This is a genomic window from Mycobacterium shigaense, assembly GCF_002356315.1.
Lineage (GTDB): Bacteria > Actinomycetota > Actinomycetes > Mycobacteriales > Mycobacteriaceae > Mycobacterium > Mycobacterium shigaense.
Genome location: NZ_AP018164.1, coordinates 4308628 through 4329501, shown reverse-complemented (window position 1 = coordinate 4329501; position 20874 = coordinate 4308628). Strand labels below are relative to the sequence as shown.

At 69.3% G+C, this 20874-nt stretch carries 17 protein-coding genes; 11 read left to right on the top strand and 6 right to left on the bottom strand.

Annotation, left to right across the window (positions count from 1 at the left end; all coding sequences use genetic code 11):
* The first annotated feature begins 86 nt into the window (after positions 1-86).
* The 3 genes from MSG_RS20115 to MSG_RS20105 are packed head-to-tail and all read left to right on the top strand — an operon-like array spanning position 87 to position 2483.
* Positions 87-1103, top strand: coding sequence for a GNAT family N-acetyltransferase (locus MSG_RS20115; protein WP_096442371.1), 1017 nt, complete (start codon positions 87-89; stop codon positions 1101-1103).
* Between the two features lie 14 nt (positions 1104-1117).
* Positions 1118-1798, top strand: coding sequence for a DUF5642 family protein (locus tag MSG_RS20110; RefSeq protein WP_096444693.1), 681 nt, complete (start codon positions 1118-1120; stop codon positions 1796-1798).
* Between the two features lie 28 nt (positions 1799-1826).
* Positions 1827-2483, top strand: a complete 657-nt coding sequence (locus MSG_RS20105) for a DUF5642 family protein (protein ID WP_096442369.1) — start codon at positions 1827-1829, stop codon at positions 2481-2483.
* Here the strand turns inward: MSG_RS20105 and MSG_RS20100 are convergent.
* Positions 2480-3106 (bottom strand): alpha-ketoglutarate-dependent dioxygenase AlkB, encoded by a 627-nt coding sequence (locus MSG_RS20100; protein WP_232011089.1) that lies wholly within the window; start codon positions 3104-3106, stop codon positions 2480-2482. The genes MSG_RS20105 and MSG_RS20100 overlap by 4 nt on opposite strands.
* A gap of 107 nt (positions 3107-3213) precedes the next feature.
* Here MSG_RS20100 and arcA point away from each other — a divergent pair, with 107 nt between their 5' ends.
* Entirely contained in the window at positions 3214-4425 is a 1212-nt protein-coding gene (gene arcA, locus MSG_RS20095; protein WP_096442365.1) for an arginine deiminase, read from the top strand.
* A gap of 74 nt (positions 4426-4499) precedes the next feature.
* Here the strand turns inward: arcA and MSG_RS20090 are convergent, their stop codons facing one another.
* Positions 4500-6062: a dolichyl-phosphate-mannose--protein mannosyltransferase gene (locus tag MSG_RS20090; protein ID WP_096442363.1), complete on the bottom strand. Its 1563-nt coding sequence runs from the start codon at positions 6060-6062 to the stop codon at positions 4500-4502.
* 78 nt (positions 6063-6140) lie between these two features.
* Here MSG_RS20090 and rsmI point away from each other — a divergent pair, with 78 nt between their 5' ends.
* Positions 6141-6977, top strand: coding sequence for a 16S rRNA (cytidine(1402)-2'-O)-methyltransferase (rsmI, locus tag MSG_RS20085; RefSeq protein WP_096444692.1), 837 nt, complete (start codon positions 6141-6143; stop codon positions 6975-6977).
* On the opposite strand, the gene MSG_RS20080 is transcribed toward rsmI, so the two are convergent.
* From MSG_RS20080 to MSG_RS20065, 4 genes are all read right to left on the bottom strand, one after another.
* Complete coding sequence (locus tag MSG_RS20080) at positions 6944-8203, bottom strand: aminodeoxychorismate synthase component I (protein WP_096442361.1); 1260 nt, start codon at positions 8201-8203, stop codon at positions 6944-6946. The two genes, rsmI and MSG_RS20080, sit on opposite strands and share 34 nt — an antisense overlap.
* Before the next feature lie 42 nt (positions 8204-8245).
* A complete protein-coding gene (locus MSG_RS20075) occupies positions 8246-9142 on the bottom strand; it encodes an RNA polymerase sigma-70 factor (RefSeq protein WP_096442359.1) in 897 nt (298 codons plus the stop codon).
* The gene (locus tag MSG_RS20070; RefSeq protein WP_096442357.1) at positions 9139-10323 is read right to left on the bottom strand and encodes an NAD(P)/FAD-dependent oxidoreductase; all 1185 of its coding nucleotides are present in this window, start codon (positions 10321-10323) and stop codon (positions 9139-9141) included. The genes MSG_RS20075 and MSG_RS20070 overlap by 4 nt, the downstream gene beginning before the upstream one ends.
* A 108-nt stretch (positions 10324-10431) precedes the next feature.
* On the bottom strand, positions 10432-11226 hold the full coding sequence (locus MSG_RS20065; protein ID WP_096442355.1) for an FkbM family methyltransferase: 795 nt from the start codon (positions 11224-11226) through the stop codon (positions 10432-10434).
* Positions 11227-11342: 116 nt separating this feature from the next.
* On the opposite strand from MSG_RS20065, the gene MSG_RS20060 reads away from it, so the two are divergent.
* From MSG_RS20060 to MSG_RS20035, 6 genes are all read left to right on the top strand, one after another.
* Positions 11343-12914 carry a ferrochelatase gene (locus tag MSG_RS20060; RefSeq protein ID WP_373421212.1) on the top strand — a complete coding sequence of 524 codons (1572 nt, stop codon included), beginning with the start codon at positions 11343-11345 and terminating at the stop codon, positions 12912-12914.
* A 198-nt stretch (positions 12915-13112) separates the two neighbouring features.
* On the top strand, positions 13113-14975 hold the full coding sequence (locus MSG_RS20055) for a putative bifunctional diguanylate cyclase/phosphodiesterase (RefSeq protein ID WP_096442353.1): 1863 nt from the start codon (positions 13113-13115) through the stop codon (positions 14973-14975).
* Between the two features lie 33 nt (positions 14976-15008).
* Positions 15009-16661, top strand: a complete 1653-nt coding sequence (locus tag MSG_RS20050; RefSeq protein WP_181159254.1) for a hypothetical protein — start codon at positions 15009-15011, stop codon at positions 16659-16661.
* A 190-nt stretch (positions 16662-16851) separates the two neighbouring features.
* Positions 16852-18315 carry a polysaccharide biosynthesis tyrosine autokinase gene (locus MSG_RS20045; protein ID WP_096442351.1) on the top strand — a complete coding sequence of 488 codons (1464 nt, stop codon included), beginning with the start codon at positions 16852-16854 and terminating at the stop codon, positions 18313-18315.
* Positions 18312-19787: an O-antigen ligase family protein gene (locus MSG_RS20040; RefSeq protein ID WP_096442349.1), complete on the top strand. Its 1476-nt coding sequence runs from the start codon at positions 18312-18314 to the stop codon at positions 19785-19787. The genes MSG_RS20045 and MSG_RS20040 overlap by 4 nt, the downstream gene beginning before the upstream one ends.
* Before the next feature lie 67 nt (positions 19788-19854).
* On the top strand, positions 19855-20868 hold the full coding sequence (locus MSG_RS20035) for a glycosyltransferase family 4 protein (protein ID WP_096442347.1): 1014 nt from the start codon (positions 19855-19857) through the stop codon (positions 20866-20868).
* The last annotated feature ends 6 nt before the right edge of the window (positions 20869-20874 follow it).

The window sequence follows — 20874 nt, the reverse complement described above, 5'->3', positions numbered from 1 at the left end:
GAACCTGCGACATTGTTGCTGCGCCGTCGTCAAACGCCATAACCTGAGTCGGACCGACCGCGAGATGGGCCGCGCGCCCGTCGCGGATGGGACGAGCACAGGGCGGCGGGTTGGCCGAGTTGATCGCGGGGCGGGCGGAAGAACTCGCCGCGATGGACATCTTCAAGGGATGCCCCATCGAGGACTTGCTGCCGTTGGCAACCCGCCTCCAGCCGCTGCGCGCCGCTCCCGGCCAGGTGTTGATGCGGCAAGGTGAGCGGGCCGTGTCGTTCCTGCTGATCTCGTCAGGCACCGCCGAGATCCAACATGCCGACGCCGACGGCGTCGTGTCCGTCGGGCAGGCGCTCGCCGGGGAGATCATCGGCGAGATCGCACTGCTGCGCGACGTTCCACGGATCGCCACCGTCACCACCGCCGGACCGCTGACCGGTTGGGTCGGCGACAACGACGCGTTTACGCTGCTGGTGCACATCCCCGGGGTGATGCCGCGCCTGGTGCGCACGGTGCGTCAGCGCCTCGCCGCATTCACCACGCCCATCCCGGTGCGGGTGCGTGACGGGACGCTGCTGTTGTTGCGCCCGGTCCTGCCCGGCGACGACCAGCGGGCGGTGCACGGCCACATCCTTTTCTCCAGTGAGACGCTGTACCGGCGCTTCATGACGGCGCGCCTGCCCAGCCCCGCGCTGATGCAGTACCTGTCCGAGGTCGACTACGTCGACCACTTCGTCTGGGTGATGACCGACGGCATCGACCCGATGGCCGACGCCCGCTTCGTCCGCGACGAGACCGACCCGACCGTCGCCGAAATCGCGTTCACGGTTGCCGACGCCTACCAGGGCCGGGGGGTCGGGAGCTTCTTGATTGGCGCGCTGGCCATCGCTGCCGAGGTCAACGGCATCGAAAAGTTCTCCGCGCGAATGCTTTCCGACAACGTCCCGATGCGCGCCATCCTGGATCACTACGGCGCGGTGTGGGAGCGCGAAGACGTCGGGGTGATCACGACGGTGATCGACGTACCGCGGCGGCGCGACCTGGGCATCAAGCGCGAGCTGGCCGACGAGATCACACGCGTGGCCCGCCAGGTCGTCGAGGCCCTCGGCTGACCCGGCGACTCGTGATACGACTCCGCAGGCGCCCGTGCTGGATTGGCGCACTGCTGGCGGTGTTGGCCACCGCGTGCGGTCACGCGCCGGCGCACGTGCCGCCGCGGCCGACGACGTCGGTGCATGCCACCGTCGTCAACCCCGCCAACATCAAGCGAGTCGTGCGCGACATGCCGCCCGACTACGAAATCACGACCGGCGTCCCGAACGGGGCGTCGCCCCGGATGATCTGGAGCCGCGACGCCGATGCATCGGTCACACCGCAGCAGTGCGCCGCGCTCGCCGACCCGGGCAACGATCGTGACCAATCCGCACAGGGCGTGTCCGGCTCGGGTTCGGGCGGCGTCATCGACGCGATCGTCGTCTCGTTGTCCGGGCCCGTCGACCTCGACCGCAACATCGTCGCCGCGTGCGGCCAGTGGAGCACGACGGCCGAGCGCACCACGATTACCGTGCACCTCACCGACCCCCCGCACGTCGACGGCGCCGACACCGTCGGCATGGTCACCGACGTGAAATCCTCGGTCGAGTCCGGAACCGAAATTGATTCGCGCACCTATACTTTCGTGGCATACCTGGGCAACTATTACGCATTTACCACGCTGACCACCGACCCCGGCTCCGCGCAGCCGGCCCTGCCCCCGCAATTCGCGGCCGATCTGCTCGTCAAAACGGTGTCCACGTTGCGCGGCTGAACCGTCCGGGTTGGGTAGATTAGCCCCGGTGTTGAAGGTGGCGCTCGCTGTCGCGTCGGCGGGCATACTCGCCGGCTGTTCGTCGGGCACCCAGACCGCCTCGACCAACGCCGACATCACCAAGATCGTCGCAGTGAAATCCAGCTTCGGGCCCGACTACAAGGTCGCCGACATCAGCGAACGGGCGATCGATCCCAAGCTGCTGGCCTCCCGCAAGCTGCCCGACGGGCTGGCCTTCGATCCGCCCAACTGCGCGAAGGTGGCGGCGGGGCCGGACATGCCGCCGGACTTGCAGGGCAACATGACGGCGGTGTCCGCGGAGGGCAACGGTGTCCGCTATGTCGTGATCGCGCTGGAGACCTCCAAGCCGCTGCCGGTCAACGACCCGGGGAAGGACTGCACGAAGGTGCGGTTCTCCGGGGCGGGGATACGGGGCGGCTTCGAGGTGGTAGACGCGCCGCACGTGGACGGCGCACAGACGCTGGGCGTACACCGCGTGTTGCAGACGGCGGCCGCGGGCGGCCCGCTCACCGGTCAGCTGTACGACTATTCGGCACAATTCGGCGACTATCAGGTGATCGTCATCGCCAACCCGCTCGTCGTGCCCAACCAACCGCCCGCCAAGGTCGACACCGACCGTGCCCGCGACCTGCTCGTCAAGGCGGTCGCCGCGATCCGCGGCTAGCGCACGTCGCGCGGCCGGAACTGAATGCTCACGCGCGGGCCCCTGCGAAACGCCGTCTTGGGGACCGCGTGCTCCCAGGTGCGCTGGCACGACCCGCCCATCACGAGCAGATCGCCGTGCGCCTGCGGCAGGCGCAACGACGGACCCCGGCGATTCGGGTCGCGCCGGCGCATCGCGAAGGTGCGGGTGGCGCCCAGGCTGACGATCGCCACCATGGTGTCCTCCGCACTGCTGCGGCCGATGGTGTCGCCGTGCCAGGCCACGCTGTCGGAGCCGTCGCGGTAGCAGCACAACCCGACGGTGGTGAAGGGCTCGCCGAGCTCGCCGGCATAGATGTCGTTGAGCCGCCGCCGCAGCCGGCCCAGCGCGGGGTGCGGCGGGTCTTCGACCGCGAGGTCGTGGAAGCTCACCAACCGCGGCACGTCGACCACCCGGTCATACATCTGGCGGCGTTCGTTGCGCCACGGCACGGTCGTCAGCAGCGCCTCGAGCAGGTCGTCCTCGATCGTCGGATCGCCGGCCAGCCAGCCGGCGCGGATCTCGATGAATGCGCCGTCGCCGAGCTGCCTGCGCTCGGTGTGTTCGAACAGCGAGCCCTGTACCCCTGATATCCGGGTCCCCACGCCGCGCAGTCTATCGCACATTCGTTCGAAGAATCGGGACTCGCCGGGCGACCAGCGCGCCTCGGCCGCGACGCGACGCTCACCGTCGGCGCGGCTACCGTTTAGGCGTGGGTGGTATCGAGCTGAGCACCAATTCCGAGGTAGGAGCGCTTCGGGTCGCGATCCTGCACCGGCCCGGTGCCGAACTGCGGCGACTCAATCCGCGCAACAACGACCAGCTGCTCTTCGACGGGCTGCCGTGGGTCGCGCGCGCGCAGGAGGAGCACGACCAGTTCGCCGAGCTGCTGCGCTCGCGCGGGGTGGAAGTGCTGCTGCTGTCCGACCTGCTGACCGAGGCGCTGCAGCACAGCGGAGCCGCCCGGATGCAGGGGGTCGCCGCGGCCGTCGACGCCCGCCGGCTCGGCGTGCCGCTGGCCCAGGAGCTGTCCGCCTACTTGCGCGGCCTGGACCCCGCGAAGCTGGCCCACATCCTGATGGCCGGCATGACGTTCAACGAGCTGCCCGCCGACACCCGGACCGCGGTGTCGCTGGTGCTGCGGATGCACCACGGCGGGGACTTCGTCATCGACCCGCTGCCGAATCTTGTGTTCACCCGCGACTCGTCGATCTGGATCGGGCCGCGGGTGGTGATCCCGTCGCTGGCGCTGCGGGCGCGCATGCGCGAGGCGTCGCTGACCGACCTGATCTACGCGCACCACCCGCGGTTCACCGGGGTGCGCCGCGCCTACGAATCGCGCACCGCCCCCGTCGAGGGCGGCGACGTGCTGCTGCTCGCCCCGGGTGTGGTCGCGGTAGGCGTCGGCGAACGGACCACCCCGGCCGGGGCGGAAGCGTTGGCGCGCAGCCTGTTCGACGACGATCTGGCGCATACCGTGCTGGCCGTCCCGATCGCCCAGCGCCGCGCGCAGATGCACCTGGACACGGTGTGCACGATGGTGGACACCGACACGGTGGTGATGTACGCCAACATCGTCGAAAAGCTCACGGCCTTCACCATCCAGCGCTCGCCCGACGGCGTGTCCATCGGCGAAGAAACGCCGTTTTTGGAAGCCGCCGCCAAGGCAACGGGGATCGACAAGCTGCGCCACATCGACACCGGATTGGATCCCGTCATCGCCGAACGTGAACAGTGGGACGACGGCAACAACACGCTGGCGCTGGCGCCCGGCGTCGTCGTCGCCTACGAACGCAACGCGCAGACCAACACGCGCCTGCAGGAGGCGGGCATCGAGGTGCTGACGATCGCCGGCTCGGAGTTGGGCACCGGCCGCGGCGGGCCCCGGTGCATGTCCTGCCCGGTCGCCCGCGACGCGCTGTAAAGCGCCGCGAAAGTGCAACTGGCAACACGTTTCCCGAGTAAGGCCGTCGCTGGTTGCACTCTCGCGCAAAGAAACTAGCGCCAGCTGGGCAGCCAGATCTCCATGTTCCACGTCTGCTGCGAGATGGGCAGGCCGGTGAGCACCGGGAACAGCCACGCGAAGTTCGTCACCACCAAGGCGGCGTAACAGCTCACCACGATGAGTCCCAGCGTCCGGCGTTCCCGGCTCTGGGTGCCTACTTGGCGATAGAGGATGTCGCCACAGATCAGCGCGATGGCCATCACCAGGAATGGCGCCATCGTCGCCGCGTAGAAGAAGTACATCTGCCGGTCGATGTCGGCGAACCAGGGCAGCCACCCGGCGCAGTAACCGACCAGGGCAACGGCGTAGCGCCAGTCCCGCCGAACGACCGACCGCCACAGGGCGTAGAGCAGGACCGGCACGGCCAGCCACCACATGGCCGGCGTGCCGACCAGCATCTCGGCCTTGACGCACGATTGCGCGCCGCACCCGCCGACGTTCTGCTGGTCGATGGCGTAGAGCACCGGCCGCAACGACATCGGCCAGCTCCACGGTTTGGATTCCCACGGGTGGTAGTTGCCGGCCGCATTGGTCAGTCCCGCATGGAATTCCAGTGCCTTGGCGCTGTAATGCCACAGCGAGCGGACCGCATCGGGAAACGGCCAATCGCTGTGCGGGCCGATCGTCACGCCGACCTCGTGGCGGCCGATCGCGGTCTCGGAGGCGAACCACGGCGCGTAGCTGGCCAGGTACACCGCGACCGGAAGGACGCCCAGCGCGTACGCGGTGGGCAGCAGGTCGCGTCGCCACGTCCCGACCCAGGGCCGCGGCACCTGGTACTGCCGCCGCGCGGCGATGTCGAACGCCAACGACATCAGGCCGAAGAACACCACGAAGTACAGGCCGGACCACTTTGTCCCGCAAGCCAATCCGAGCAGCACGCCGGCCCCGAACCGCCACCAGCGCACGCCGAGCCGCGGCCCCCACACCGTCTCGGCGCTGCGGCCCTCCAGCAGCGCGACGTGCATGCGTCGGCGGACGTCGTCGCGGTCGACGATCAGCGCGCCGAACGCCGCGACGACGAAGAACGTCAGCAGACCGTCGAGCAGCGCAGTGCGCGCCGCGACGAAGCTGACGCCGTCGCAGATGAGCAGTACGCCGGCGATGGCCCCGACCAGCGTCGAGCGGCTGATCCGGCGCACGGTCCGCATTACCAGCACCACCATGACCACGCCGAGCAGCGCGCCGGTGAACCGCCAGCCCACCCCGTTGTAGCCGAGCAGCGCCTCGCCGATCGCGATGAGCTGCTTGCCGACCGGCGGGTGCACCACTAGGCCGAACCCGGGGTTGTCCTCGACGCCGTGGTTGTTCAGCACCTGCCAGGCCTGGGGCGCGTAGTGCTTCTCGTCGAAGATCGGAGTGCCGGCGTCGGTCGGGGTGCCCAGGTTGATGAACCGGGTGATCGTCGCGAGCAGGGCGACGATGCCGGTGACCACCCAGCCGCGCAGCCGATCGGTGGGCCCGAAATCGGCGATCGGGAGCAGCGGGCCGGGGCTGACGATGGGGACGACCCGCTCCGGGGCGGCGATCGACGTTTCGCTGGGCGGGGCAGACATTGGTGTCGATCGTAGGCTGTCCGCCATGACCCGCGCCGCCGACGATGCGAAGCGCAGCAACCAAGAGGAGTGGCGCAGATGACCGATGGGCGCCTGTTGCTCGGTGCGACCCCGTTGGGCCAGCCGTCGGATGCTTCGCCGCGGCTGATCAACGCGCTGCGCGACGCCGACGTGGTGGCCGCGGAGGACACCCGGCGGGTCCGGACGCTGGCCACGGCGCTGGGTGTGGCGATTTCCGGCCGGGTGGTCAGCATGTTCGACCAGGTGGAGGCCGCCCGGGTGCCCGGGCTGGTCGACGAGATCAGGGCGGGGGCGACGGTGTTGGTGGTCAGCGACGCCGGTATGCCGCTGATCAGCGACCCGGGCTACCGGTTGGTCGGGGCGTGCGTCGACGCGGGCCTGCCGGTGCAGTGCCTGCCCGGGCCGTCGGCGGTGACCACCGCGCTGGCGGTGTCGGGTCTGCCGTCGGAGCGGTTCTGCTTCGACGGGTTCGCCCCGCGCAAGGGCGCGGCCCGCCGAACCTGGCTGGCTACCCTGGCCGACGAGCGACGCACCTGCGTGTTCTTCGAATCGCCGCGGCGGCTGGCGGCATGCCTGCGCGACGCCGTCGAGGAGCTCGGCGGCGAGCGCCCGGCGGCGGTCTGCCGGGAGCTGACGAAGGTGCACGAGGAGGTGGTGCGCGGATCGCTCGCCGAGCTCGCGGCGTGGGCGGCCGGCGGCGTGCTCGGCGAGGTCACCGTCGTGCTGGGCGGCGCGACCCCGCGCGCCGACCTGCCGTCGCTGGTCGCCGAAGTCGAGGGCCTGGTCGCCGAGGGGTTGCGCGTCAAGGACGCCTGCGGCGAGGTGGCCGCGGCGCATCCGCCCGTGCGGTCGCGCCAGCTCTACGACGCGGTGCTGCGGTCCCGGCGCGGCTGAACCGGGATCCCGATCACCGGAGCCGCCTTGTGCAGGCACTCCGCCCACTCGGCGTCGGGATCGGAATCGGCGGTGATCCCGCCGCCCACGCCGAGCACCGCGTGTCCCTGCCCGTCGAACTCGACGGTGCGGATCGCGACATTGAGTTCGCATCCGGCCACCGGCGACGCGAAACCGACCGTGCCGCAATATATTCCGCGGCGCGCTTGTTCCCACTGCGAAATCAATTGACGTGCACGGTGTTTGGGCGTACCTGTGACCGAGGCGGGCGGGAACGCGGCGTCCAGCAGCGCCGACGTCGGCAGCTCCGGTCGCACCTGCGCCGAGACCGTCGACACCAGGTGCCACACCCCCGGGGCGCGCCGCACCATCAGGAGCTCGGGGACGGTGACGGTGCCGGTGACCGCCACCCGCCCCAGGTCGTTGCGGACCAGGTCGACGATCATGATGTTCTCGGCCACTTCTTTCGGCGACGCCCGCAGCGCGGCGGGCCAGGCGTCCAGCGGCAAGGTGCCCTTGATCGGGCTCGACGTGACGACCGCGCCGCGGCGCCGCAGGAACAGCTCCGGAGACAGCGACGCCACCGCGCCCCACCGGCCGGCGACATAGGCCGCCCGCGCCGGCGAGGTCCGCGCGACGCCGTCGATGAAGAAGTCCAGCGGATCCCCGGTGACCGTCCCGCTGAACTGCGTGCACACGCACGCCTGGTAGACCTCGCCGGCACCGATCGCGTCCAGGCAGGCCAGCACACCGTGGCGGTGGGCGTCGCGATCGGCCGCGTCCCAGTCGATCTGGCAGCCGCGTGTCGGCGCCGGCGCCGCGGCCAGCGCGGCCGACAGCCAGCCCGGCATCGGCGCACCCGAAAGGCTTTCGTACCACCACTGCCCGGCGCGGTCGCGGCGCAGCACGCAGTCGGTCCAGCCGCCCGCGGCCTCGGGGATCCGGGGCCCGCGCCCGTCGGCGGCGGCATCGGGGTAGGACAGGTAGCCGACCCAGCCGCCGCCCACCCCGCCGCGGTCGGTCGCCGCCCCGCCCAATTCGACCGCGAACGCGTCGGCCGCCGCCACCGGCCGCGCCGCCACGCTCGGTGCGATCACCGCCAGCGAATCGAACCAGTCGCCGGTCAGCGCGGCCGGCGCCGGCAGGTCGAGCCGGCCGGTGGCGTCACCCACGGCGCGCAGCACCCGGGGTGCCTCGCCCAGGTGGCCGAGCCGTTCGATTCGCACCGCCCTAGCTTGACAGAACGGTCAGCCTTCGCACCTCGTCGGTCAGCCCCGGCTGATATCGCGGGCGGTGGCCAGGGCCGCCAGCTTGTCCGGGTTGCGCATCACGTAGAAGTTGGTGATCTTCTCGCCGGCGATCTCCAGCGTGATCACGCCCTCGAGGTGGTCGCCGAGATACAGCAACACCGCCGGGGCACTGTTGCAGGTCACCATCTCCACGCGCAGCGTGGCCTCGGCCGCGGCCCGGCGCATCAGCCCGGCGATCGCCCGGGCGACCCGCTCAGCGCCGACCACCGGCCGCCGGGCCGCGGAGACCTTGCCGCCGCTGTCGGCCGTCCAGGTCGCTTCGGGCGCGAGCATCGCCATCAGCGCGTGCACGTCGCCGCTGGCCGCGGTGGCCAGGAACTGCGCGGTGATCTCCGCGTTACGCCGCGGGTCTTTCGCGTCGAACCGCTTGCGCCGCGCCCGCACGTGCTCGCGGGCCCGGTGCGCCACCTGCCGCACGGTCGGCGCCGTCCTGCCCACCGCCTCGGCGATCTCGCCGTAGTCGAACCCGAACACCTCGTGCAGCACGAACACCGCCCGCTCGTCGGGACTCAGCGTCTCCAGCAACACCAGCATGGCCATCGAAACCGACTCCGCGAGAACAACATCCGCCGACGGATCCTGGTCGTCGAGCAGCAACGGCTCGGGCAGCCACGGCCCCACATATTCCTCGCGCCGCCGCGCCCCGGCCCGCAACGCGTTGAGCGATTGGCGGGTGACGAGCTGGGCCAGATAGGACTTGGTGTCGTTGACCGCCGCCAACTCGACGGCCGCCCAACGCAGATAGCTGTCCTGCAACACATCGTCGGCGTCGGTCGCCGAGCCGAGAATCTCGTAGGCGATGGTGAACAGCAGGGGCCGCAGCAACGTAAACCGTTCGGCGTGTTCGCCTTTCAACGTAGTGCGGTTTGCTGAGCAACCGCCAGTTGCTGCAGGCGGTTGCCGCCCTTGAGCCAGAAATACGAGCCGGGCTTGGCGGCCTCGCGCCGGATGGCCGACAGCGTGCCCTTGCAGATCGCTTCCTTGATGGCTGCGGTGGTCCGGCCGCCCAGGGCCAGGTTCACCGGGGTGTCGTCGGTGCGCGCGAACTGCACGGTGCCGTGCCTGCGGCCCAGGCTGATGCACTGCCCGACGAACGCCTGGCTGAGCGCCGCGGGAGTGTCTCCGGCGATCCGGGCGAGCACGGTGTTGGCGGCCTGGGCCCCCAACGGCTCGGCGGCCTGGCAGCTCATCCGCAGCGGCCGGCCCGACGGCGCGGCCGCATCACCGGCGGCGACAATGCGGTCGTGGTCGACACTGGTCAACGTCTCGTCGGTGAGCAGCCGGCCCGTGGCGTCGGTGCGCAGGCCGCTGCGGGCGGCCAGGTCCGGCACGGTGAATCCGGCCGTCCACACCGTCGCCGCGCTGGGCAGCACCGCGCCGTCGCCGAGGATCACGCCGTCCCAGCGGACCTCGCTCACCGTGGCCGATACCAGGATGTCGACCTCGAGTTGGCGCAGTTGTTTGGCCACCGACCGCCGGCCGCGCCTGCTCAGCGTCGTGCCGAGCGTGCCGCCGCACACCAGCGTCACCGGGCGGCCCTGCTCGGCCAGCTCGGACGCCGTTTCGATGCCCGTCAGTCCGCCGCCGACCACGGTGATCGGTGCGTTCAGCGGCAGGTCGGCCAGCGCGTGGCGCAGCCGCTGCGCGCTTTCCAGGTCGCAGATCGAATGCGCGAATTCGCCGGCACCGGGTGTCGCGGGTGTCGCGCCCGTGCTGCCTACGGCATAGATCAGATAGTCGTAGTCCAGGACGGCGCCCGAGGCCAGCAGCACCCGGCGGTCGGCGGCCTCGATGGCCGCGGCGGTGTCGACGATCAGCCGGATCCCGTCACCCAGCAGCGTGTCGTAGTCGGCCGTCGCCGCGCCGGTGTCGGCGACCAACTGATGCAGGCGGATGCGCTCGACGAACACCGGACGCGCGTTCACCAGCGTGATGTCCACGTCCGGCCGCCGGCGCAGACGATTGGCGGCCAGGGTTCCGGCGTACCCGCCGCCGACGATCACGACGTGGGTTCTTGGGTCGGTTGGGTCGGTCATTGCTGTCTCCTCTTCTCACGGGATTCGTGACCTGGAGACACCGCAGCTCGTCCCAGCGTGACAGTTCACCGCCGAAATGTGAGCCGGCTCACGCAATCCGCCGTTGGCTCAGTCGCCGTGCGGAAAGAACGCGAAGTTGTTGACGTAGACGCCCCGGGCGACCCAGTCGTCCTCGCGGCGGCCGGCGTTGGCCGGGTCCTGGTGCTGAGCCGGGTCGAATTCCGCGATGGGCCGCCGCTCGTCGTCGAGATCGAAGTAGCCGGCGTAGCCGAGCTCGGCCAGCAGCCGAGCGAGCTCGCCGACCGCGCCGGGGTGATGGCGTTCCTCGGCCTCCACCAGAATCGCCGGGCGGTTGCGCGCGATGGTGTCCACCGCGCCGTGCAGCACGGCCAGTTCGTGGCCCTCGACGTCGATCTTGATCAGGCCGATGTCGTCGAGCCCCAGATCGTCGAGGCGCTTGACCGGGACGTCGATAGTCTGCACGTCCCCGCCGCTGACGTCGGAAAGGGCGTTACCGGTGTCGATGGTGCTGCGGCCCGGCTCGGACTCGACGACCCGCATGGCCGTCACCCCCGGCTTGTCCGACAGTGCCACCGGTTCGATCCGGACCGCGGCGCCGACCGCGCCGAACATCGTGGCCAACTTCCGGGCCTGGGCTGGCCGCGGTTCGAAGGCGATCACCGATCGCGACGCCGACAACATCGCGATCGTGAACTGGCCGACGTCCGCGCCGATGTCCACCGAAACCCGGTCCGGATCGCACATCGACACCGCCAGTTGCAGGTCCGGGCGGGACTGCCCGAGCTCGTGCAGCATGCGATACTTCCGCTGCCAGAACCGGCGCGGCGCAATGACCTTGACCGCAGGCGCGAGCCAGCGCTTGGCCGATCCCGCGACGGGCATCTCGTGGTCCTCTGCGTGATTTGTAGAGCCACCAGCGTAATCGATGCGGTCGCGGTCGCATGGCGTGCACGGAGCCCGCACGGCGTCCCCGCTCGACGGGATCTAGGTTGGTCACGATGGTCGGAACACCCAAACAGTTCGCGCTGCTCACTGCCGCCTGCACGGCGTTGTCCGTCGTTGGCTGCGCCGACCACCACGACCCCGGACCGCTGAACGCGATGGTCAGCCCGGCCATGTCGCCGACCGCCCAGGAGATCGCCAACCCGCTGCGGGGCCAATACGAGGATCTGCTGGTCCCGCTGTTCCCGCAGGGGAATCCCGCCCAGCAGGCGTACCCGCCGTGGCCCGCCTCCTACGACGCCAGCGTCGCCGTCTCGTGGCGGCAGTTGCAGCCCGTCGATCCGGGCACGCTGCCGCCCGACGCTCCCGACGGCCGCAAGTTCGACTTCAGCGCGATCGACGATGCGCTGACGAAGCTGGCCAGCCGCAACATGCGGCTTATCCTGCGGGTCTACGCCTACAACTCCTGCTGCGACACCGGCGCTGTGAACAACACGAACATCGGCATCCCCGATTGGATGCGCTCGGCGGCCACCGCCTATCCCGGGCCCGCGAACAGCGGGGTGACGCAGGTGGTGCCGAACTGGAACGACCCCAGATACCTGGAGGCGTTCGGGAAGCTACTGGCTGCGCTGGGCCGGCGCTACGACGGCGACGAGCGGCTGGGCGTTTTCGAGTTCTCGGGCTACCGCCAGTTCGGTGATCAGAGCATCACCGCCGGATCCATTCGCCGGCTGGTGGCGGCGAACGTCGACGCGTTTCCCCGCACGCAGTTGGTGGTGACGCCGCAGAATCCGGAAATCGTGCGCGAGTTGCTCGCCGACGACGTCACGAAGAAGCTCTCGGCGCCGGTGGGAATCCGCTCGGATTGCCTTGGCGCCCAGTCGCCGTTGCCCGCGTGGGCGGAATCCAACGATTCCCGATACGTGCAGACCAACGACGCGGTCGTCAACGCGATCAAGCAGCGGATGACCTCGGCGCTGGTGATCAGCCAATGGTGCCGGTTGCCCGATGGCGCCGACCCGCGCTCGTATTACGAGAAGGGGCTGCACGACGTCATCAGGTATCACGTCTCGATGACGTCGAGCACCAACTTTCCGGACCGGGATGCAACGTCGGCGATGGACCGTCGGGCCTATGCGCTGTGGGGCCAAGTCAACGCGACCGCGGGCTATCGGTATTCGGTCGAGGCGCAGCCGGGATCGCAATCCATCCAGGGCAAGGTGGCGTCGATCTCGGTGGCGTGGACCAACTACGGCTCGGCCGCCGCGACGGAGAAATGGGTCGCCGGCTACAAGCTGGTGGACTTCTCGGGGACCGCGATCCGCACCGTGCCGGCGACGTGCAAACTCGACACGCTGACCCACGACGACTCCAGCCCGTCGCGCGAGGAGCCGGTCGCGGCAACCTGCACCGAGTCCGCTCACGTCGACCTGACCGGATTGGCGCCGGGGCATTACACCCTGCGCGCGTTCGTGGATTGGCAACAACACAAGCCGGACGCCTCGCATGTCGTGAACTATCCGCCGATGGCGCTGGCCCGCGACGGCCGCGACGCGTCGGGGTTGTACCCGATTGCGACGCTTGACATCCCGCGCGACGGCCCGGCGACGGCCGACCGCCAATGACACACCGACCCGCGGGTTTCTCGACAAATACATCCCTGACCTGCCGGGGTCCGAATACACTCTGTCGAATAACGCGTAACTAGCGGGGCTTTCGGTGCGCAGCGGCGCGCGGTCGAAAAGCGTCGCTGTGAAACCGTCCCCGCGGGCTAGTTCGGCGCTGATGCCCCGATGGGACACGTGCCAATATCGGAGGACGCCATGCCACGCAGCCTGGACTTGGTCGTCACCTCCGTCGCGACTCAGCTGATGGAGGCCACGGCGTCCACGGCCACCCAGGTGAGCGAAAAGGTACTTGCGGAGCTCGTTGAGACGTTCGGTGCGGACGCCGGTTTCCTACGCCGCCACGACAACGACATCCGGGCGTGGGTGTTGGTCGCCGAATGGCCGCCGCGCACCGACGTCCCCGATCCGGACCCCTTGGGCGTTGTCCACTTCACCAGCGCCGACCCGGTGCTCACCCAGTGTGAACAGAGCCGGAAACCGGTGGTGGTCGGGCCGGATCAGCCCGGCCGCCCGTGGTGGCGCTGGCCCGGCGCCGCCAAGCAGCACCTCGCGCCGTCGGTGGCCGCGGCACCGCTGGTGTCGCTGGGCGAGAGCACCGGCGTGCTGGGCTTTGTCAAGTTCGGCGGTCGCAAGTGGAGACCGGACGAGATCAACACGCTCGAGGTCGTCGCCGCCCTGATGGCGCAGCTGCGGGCCCGGATCGCGGCCGAGGAAAAGCTCCGGTACCTCGCCGAGCACGACGACCTGACCGGCCTGTGCAACCGTCGGGCGCTGATTGCGCACCTGTCCGAGCGGCTCGCCCCGTCGAGCCCGGGTCCGGTGGCCGTGCTGTTCCTCGACCTGGACCGGCTCAAGCCGATCAACGACTACCTCGGGCACACCGCCGGCGACTGGTTCATCCGCGTCTTCGCCCAGCGCATCCGGGCCTGCGCCGGCCAGAGCATGATCGCCCGCCTGGGCGGCGACGAGTTCGTCGTGGTGCCCAACCAGCCTATGTCGGCGGCGACGGCGGAGGCGTTCGCCCGCCGGCTGGGGGCGATGCTGCGCGAGCGGCTGGCCATCGGCGGGCACATGATCACCCGCAGTGTCAGCATCGGCCTGGCCACCGGCACGCCGGGGCGCGACAACAGCACCGACCTGCTGCGCCGGGCGGACGAGGCCGTCTTGACGGCCAAGCGCGCCGGCGGCAACCAGGTCGCGGTGTCCACCGACGACATGTCGCTCAAGAGCGCGTTCCGCAACGACATCGAATTGCATCTGCAGGGCGATATCGACAGCGAAGCGCTGCTGCTGCACTACCTGCCCGAGGTCGATCTGTGGACCGGGGCGATCGTCGCCGCCGAGGCGCTGGTGCGCTGGCGCCATCCGGTCTGGGGGCTGCTGCTGCCCGATTCGTTCATCGGGATCGCCGAATCGACCAATCTGGCCGGCGAGCTGGGCCAGTGGGTGATGCGCAGCGCCTGCGCGGAATTCGGCCGGTGGCGCGTCAACGGTGTCGGGCAGGGCGCCGTGCTGCGGATCAACGTGTCGCCGGTGCAGCTGATCACGCGCGGCTTCGTGCGCAGCGTCGCCGACACCATCGAGGAGTTCGGTCTGGAGGGCTCGTCGCTATGCCTGGAGATCACCGAGCGGGCGGTGGTGAACGATATCCAAACCACCCGGAAAACGCTGCACGAGCTCAAAGAGGTCGGCGTCCAGATCGCCATCGACGACTTCGGTAGTGGCTACGCGGTGTTGTCGCATTTGAAGTCGCTGCCGGTGGACATCCTGAAGATCGACGCCGGGTTCGTTCGTGACCTGGGCACCAACGCCGGCGACTTGGCGATCGTTCGGGCCATCATCGGCCTGGCCGAGGCGTTCGGTCTGCAACTGGTCGCCGAAGGCGTCGAGACGCCGGCCGCCGCACAGACTTTGATGCAGCACGGGTGCCACCGGGCGCAAGGGTTCTTGTTGTCCAAACCCGTCCCGGGCAACGCAATGGAGGCGCTGCTCGCCGCGCGCTGGATGCCGTTGCCGTTCCTAGCCGACCGCCCGACACTGTCGGCGGGCGCGGTCTGACGAGAAATCAGGGTGCAGACAATTAAGAAGAAAATGCTGGCCGTCGCGCTGTGCGCGACGTTCCTCGTTACCGGCTGCGGCGCGCACGGCACTTCCGAACCTCTGATCGCGATCGTCAGTCCGGCCATCCCCCTGACCCTGCAGGAAGTGCCCAATCCGCTGCGCGGCCAATACGAGGACCTGTTGCTCCCGCTGTTCCCTCAGGTCAATCCCGCGCAGCATCGGTACCCGCCATGGCCCGCCTCGTACGACGCCAGCTTGCGACTGTCCTGGCGGCAGTTGCAGCCCGTCGACCCCAGCACGCTGCCGCCCGATACGCCCGACGATCGCAAGTTCGACTTCAGCCTGATCGATGAGGCGCTGAACAAACTGGCCGCGCGCAACATGCGCATGACCCTTCGCGTGACGGCCTACAGCTCGTGCTGCGACACCGTCTTCCCGAACAACACGAACATCGGGGTGCCCGACTGGGTGCGGCCGGCGACCACCAGCTACCAGGGGCCGGAACGGTACTGGTGGACTCCCGGCGTGACTCAGGTGGTACCGAACTGGAACGACCCGATGTACCTCAGTCGTTTCGGGGAGTTGCTCGCCGCGCTCGGCCGCCGCTATGACGGCGACGAGCGGCTCAGCGTCTTCGAGTTCTCCGGCTACGGGGACTTCAGCGAGAACCACATCGCCTATCTGCGGGACAACCTGAACGCGGCCGGGCCTTCCCCGGACGAAAGCATGGCGAAACTGGGGTACTACAGCCAGTTTCGCGATCAGAGCATCACGATCGATTCCATCCGGCAGCTAGTCGCGGCGAACGTCAACGCCTTTCCCCGCACGCAGCTGATCACGACGACCCTGAACCCGGAAATCGTGCGGCAGATGCTTTCCGACGACACCACCAAGAAGTCGGCCGCGCCGGTGGGTATCCGCTCGGACTGCATCGGCGTGATTGCGCCGATGCCCGGCTGGGCCGAGCTGGAGGGTTCGCACTACGTGCTGACCAAGGATCCGGTCGTCGCCCAGCTGAAGGACCGGCTGGCCACCGCGCCGGTGCTCACCGAGTGGTGCATGTTGCCCAAGGGGGCCGATCGACGGGCCTACTACGAAAAGGGCCTGCACGACGTCGTCAAGTACCACGTGTCGATGACGTCGAATTGCGACTTCGAGGACACGAATTCGCCCGTCCCGATGGACCCGGCGCTCTACCAGATCTGGGCGCAGTCCAACGTCGCCGCGGGCTACCGGTATTCGGTCGAGTCGCGGGCGGGATCGCAAACCCTGAAGGACAAGGTGGCCACTATTTCGGCGGTCTGGACCAACTACGGCTCGGCGGCCGCGACCGAGAAATGGGTCCCCGTCTATAGGTTGGTGGATTTTTCGGGGGCGGTGGTCAAGACGATGCCGGCGACCGTCAATCTCAAGGCCCTGGTCCATGACGATCCCAGCGGTTCGCGCGACCAGGCGGTGCCGGTGTCGGCCAGCGAATCCGTGTCGGTCGACATGACGGGGTTGGCGCCGGGGCACTACACGCTGCAGGCCGCGGTGGAGTGGCAGCAGCACAAGCCGGGCGCGTCGCACGTGGTGGACTACCCGCCGATGCACTTGGCCCGCGACGGACGCGACGCTTCCGGGGGTTATCCGATCGCGACGCTCGACATCCCCCGCGAGGTGTTGCTGTCTCCCGCGCCCTGAGAATGCCAGCCAGCGCAGCGGCGCGGCGCGGACTCGGGTCGCTCGCCGGGCGGCACCATTGACGTTCGGATGACGCTGCATGACGCTGCTTGGGGATGCTGCATAATGTGCAATGAGTTTGTGCTGCGCCCGCTAAGGAGACCTTGTGGATGCTATTGGCGGCTGCAGCCTCCAGGAGGGTTGGTAAGCGATGGATTTCCGTACCTTTGTCCGGATTCTGCTCGCGCACTGGAAGCTGGCGATGACCGCGCTACTGATGTGCACGATCGGCGCCGCAGCCATTACCGCCCTGCAGACCAAGCACTACCAGTCCTCGGCCACCGTCCTCATCTCGTTCTCCGGCGCCACCGACCTGACCGAGCTGTACAACGGCACGCTCACCGCGCAGGAGCGGTTGTCCTCCTACGCCCAGATCGCCGGCGGACGGACCGTGGCGGAGAAAGCGATCAGCCAGCTTCAGGTCCCGCTCACCGTCGACGACCTGGTGGCCAACACCGCGGTGAAATACACCGCGAAGTCGATGCTGTTCACGATCACCGTCAAAGACACCGAGCCGCGCCGGGCCGCAGCGCTGGCGGGAGCGATGGCTGACCAGTTCGTCGCGATCGTCCCGACACTGGCGATGAGCTCCCGGCCGGGGCCGCCGGGAACGACGGCGCCCGGCGCGCCCCCGACGGAGACCGAAACGACGCCGCCCCTGCCGCCGGGCCAGACCGAAGTGCCCGGCGTGCAACAGTTCAACGGCAAACCGGTGCCGGTGGCGCGGGCCCGGGTGATCGAGCCGCCGCGGGTGCCCGAGCATGCTTACAGCCCGGCGCCGGTGCGCAACATGGCGATGGGGCTCGTCGCCGGTCTGCTGCTCGCCGTGTCGGTGGCGCTGGTGCGCGAGACCACCGATCGCACCGTGCGCAGCCGCGAGAAGCTTGAACAGCTTTCGGGCGTGCCGACGTTGGGTGAGTTGCCCGGCAAGCGGGGCGGCGTGGCACGGTTCGGCACCGACGTCATCTTCGACGACGCGGTCCGCGACCTGCGCGCCCGGCTGCGCCGGGCGATGGGCCCCGAGGGCCGCCGGGTGCTGGTGGTGGCGCCGTTCGGCGGCGAAGGGACCACGACTACCGTGCTGAACCTGGCGCGGGCGTTCGCCGAACTCGGCGAGGACGTCCTGGTCATCGAGGGCGACACCCGCCGGCCCGTCATCGCCGGTTTGCTGAACGTCGAGTCGGGCGAGGGCCTGGCCAGCGCGCTGGCCTACCCGCGCAGCGCCGCCGAGGTCGTGAAGCCGTCGCCGATAGCTCGGCTGTTCATCCTCGCGTCCCGGTCGGCCCGCCGGGAGACGTCGTCGGTCAGCGTGTTCGCGCCCGAAGTGATCGACAACGTCCTGGTGGACTTGTCGTCGCGGTTCGCCAGGGTCGTCGTCGACGGCCCGCCCGTGCTGGCGACCGCCGACGCCGCCCTGTTGGCCGGCGCCGTGCAAGCCACGCTGCTGGTGGTGCGGGCCGGTCGGACCACCATCGACGAACTCAACGACGCGTTGACCACGCTGCGCGCGGCCGGCGCCCATATCGTCGGCACCGTCCTGACCGAGGCGCGGCCCGCCATTCACAGCCGGGCGGCGGCCAAGGCGTACCGGGCAAAGGTCAGCGGGCCGGCGTGATCCCTTACTTGCAGAGTCGCCACCGCCTGGCGGTCAACGCGGCTCTGCTGTCGGCGTTCATGTTCGTTTGCTTCGTGTACGGCGTGCTGTCGGTGCGTCTGACCACCGAAGGAACGCTGCTGATCGCCGCGACGTTCTGCCTGGTCGTCTACTGGGTCAAACCGGAGCTGATGATCGCCGTCGCGCTGATCGGCGCCTTCGCGGCGCTGCCCCAAGGCCTGCACGTCGGCAAGGTCATCGGCCCGGCGGTGATCTACGCCTACCTCGTGGCGGCGATCCTGGCGATCTGCTACCTGTTGCCGAAGGTCCGCCTTCGGTTCGTCGACTATCTGTTGCCCGCGATGTTCGCCTTCGTGGTGGCGGTCTCGACCGCGGCCGGATTCGAGACCGGCAGTGAGGCATTGGTCGTGCTGCGTGAATCGATCACGCTGCTCGAGATCCCCGTCGGCTTCATCCTCGGACTGGTCATCGTCTACGGCGGACACATCCGATGGACGATCTACGTCACGATCGCGATTCTGTGGTTTTCCGCGGGGATGGCTATCGTGAGCTCGTTGCACGCCATCCGGCTGGCCGGCCGGGCCGAGAGCCTCACCGGGGTTTCCGGCGCCGACCACGCCCTGCGCATCATCCTGCTCACCCAGACGCCGGCGACCGCCGTGCTGAGCGCACTGGTGGCCGCCGCGATCGTCGGTGTGCACAGGTCCTCGTTGTTTCTGACGCTGGGCCCGCCCGCGCTGGTCATTTCGCTGCTGTCCTTCTCCCGCAACACGCTGATCTCGATGGGCGTGGCCGCCGCCGTCGCCCTGCTCGCCAGCCCGAGCTGGAAGACGCTGCGCCACACCGCCGTCGTCGGTGTGGTCAGCGGCGTGCTCGTGGCAGTGACGATTCCGGGTTCGTTGTTCCTGCTCAAGAATTCTGCGGCCGGGATATGGCTTGCCGATCAATTCAGCGCATTCAACCAGCGGGTGCTCGGCGGGGTGTCGTCCAAGGCGCTCGCCGTGGACGAATCGGCGCTGGAAAGGCTGCGGGAAGACGCACTGTTGAACGCCACGATCGCCAAGGCGCCAGTATTCGGCCACGGCCTGGGCTATAAGTACCAGGCGCCGAACGGGACCGACGAGTTCGCCACGACGTTCTACCCGGCCTACTCCCACAATTTCTATCTGTGGTGGGTGGCCAAAGGCGGGGCGGTCGGCATGGCTGCGTTCGCCGTGTTCGCCCTCGTGCCGCTGATCCGGGCGCTGCGCCGGCGCACGCCGGCGGCGAAGATCAGCGCGGCGGTCAGCATGGGCCTGCTGGCGATATCCGCCGTGTGGCCGCTGCCGGAAATGCCGTCGGACTCCCTGGCGCTCGGCTTGGCCCTCGGATCGACCATGGCGTTCGCGGGCCTGCGCGAGACCGCCCGGGACGCGGACCCGGTCGAGGTCGGTGCCGGGCCGACGTTGGTCGGCGCGTCCGCTTCCCATTGATAATCCCACCATCCGGGAGTCTGCCGATGTACCTTGACGCCGTGGTAAATCCGTTCTGGGGACGCCGATGATCAGCGTTGTACACGTCGGGCCCGACGTGTACAGCTTCGGCGGGACGCAGACCGTGATCCGGGTGATCCGCGACCACAAGATGGGCGCGGACGAGATCCGCGTCCTGTCCACCTGGGACGGGCGGCATCACGCGAAGAATTTCGTTCTGACCGCGCGCGCGGGGGCCGCGCTTGCCCGGGTACCGCGCACGACTATCGTGCACTTCCACATCTCGGATGGCGGAGCGTGGCTGCGTGAGGGCACGCTGATTCGACTGGCCAAGGCGCGGGGCCTGCGGATCGTTGCGACCCTGCAGGGCGCCGACGTCGCCAGGGAAGTCCTGCAGCACCGCCGCTTCATCGGAGCCACGCTGCGCCGCGCGGACCACCTGATCGTCTTCTCGGACGAGGCGCGGGCCAGCGTTGGGCAGTTGGCGCCTGGTGTGCCCAGCACCATCTCGGTGAACCCGGCCCCGATCGACTGGGATGCGCCCGCGGCCGGCAGGACGCCACCCGTCGCGCTGTTCGCCGGCACCATCGGCCTGCGTAAGGGTGTCGACACCCTTGCCGCGGCTTGGCAACTGCTGCTGGACGAGGGCATCGAAGGGGAGTGCCGGGTTGTCGGCCCGATCGACGACTACACCCCGCCACCGCTAGAGCGCTTCTCGGTGGAGCCCGCGGTGCACCCGGACGCCATCCCCGGATTGATTCGCACCGCCCGGGTGGTCGTTCTGCCCTCCCGCGCCGAGGCGATGCCGCTGATCGTGACCGAGGCCCTCGCCGGCGCGCGACCGGTCGTGGCAACCCCCGTCTCCGGCACGCCGGGCATCGTGCCCGACCCGAAAATGCTTGTCCCCGTTGATGATCCGCCGGCCCTGGCGGCGGCAATCGCCCGCTACCTGCGCGACCCGGAACTGGCCGAGCGGGACGGTCTGAAGGGGCAGGCGCACATCGCGGCGACCCGCAGCCCGGAAGTCATCGGCGCAGAGCTGCGCAGGATCTACGAGAGCCTCGGTGTTGGAACGAATTGAGCTTCG